Below are 559 nucleotides of genomic sequence, written 5' to 3' on the forward strand. Positions count from 1 at the left end.
GTCCGCGACGGTCTTCTTTCGATCGAGGCGGCGTCGTCCCGTGCCGGCATGACGCGGGACGAGTTTGCGGCCCGGCTGGGCGAGGACGGCCAAGGCGACTCTCGTCCGGACTGATGCTTGTGCTGTAGGGGCGGGGAGCCGGTTTCGCTGAAACGGCACTGATACCCGATCGCATTCATCAAACGGAATAACAGCTTTGGCCCCCCTGTAAGGAGAGCTGCCGAGTGACAGCGAGGCTTGGGGGCAGGTTTTTTTCAAAAACAACCCATCCGCCTCACTGCGTTCGGCACCTCCCTTGACAGAGGAGGCAGGTCATTATCACTTTGTTGAACGCAATAGCGACGATGGCAGCGGCGGATGCGACGCGGGATGGAGCGGACTTATGTTGGCTCTTGCCAGAGCGTTCCTGCTGAAGAGGAAGGCCTAGCGTCGGATAGACGTAGCTAGTCCCTTAGGGACGGCGCTGGGTTTGCGGGCCTGGCCCTGCTCCTTGCGGCTCCTCTGTTCCTGCGCAAGAGGGACTAGTCTCGGAAACAAACGAACCTGAGGGCGGCTGCCC

General features: G+C 61.2%; 1 pseudogene. It reads left to right on the forward strand.

Annotated elements, in window-relative coordinates:
- Positions 1-462: 462 nt before the first annotated feature.
- Positions 463-525, forward strand: a pseudogene (locus tag EII26_RS13720) (Synerg-CTERM sorting domain-containing protein); the annotation flags it as partial.
- Between the last annotated feature and the right edge of the window lie 34 nt (positions 526-559).

Origin of the sequence: Fretibacterium sp. OH1220_COT-178, assembly GCF_003860125.1 — a bacterium.
Taxonomy (GTDB): domain Bacteria; phylum Synergistota; class Synergistia; order Synergistales; family Aminobacteriaceae; genus CAJPSE01.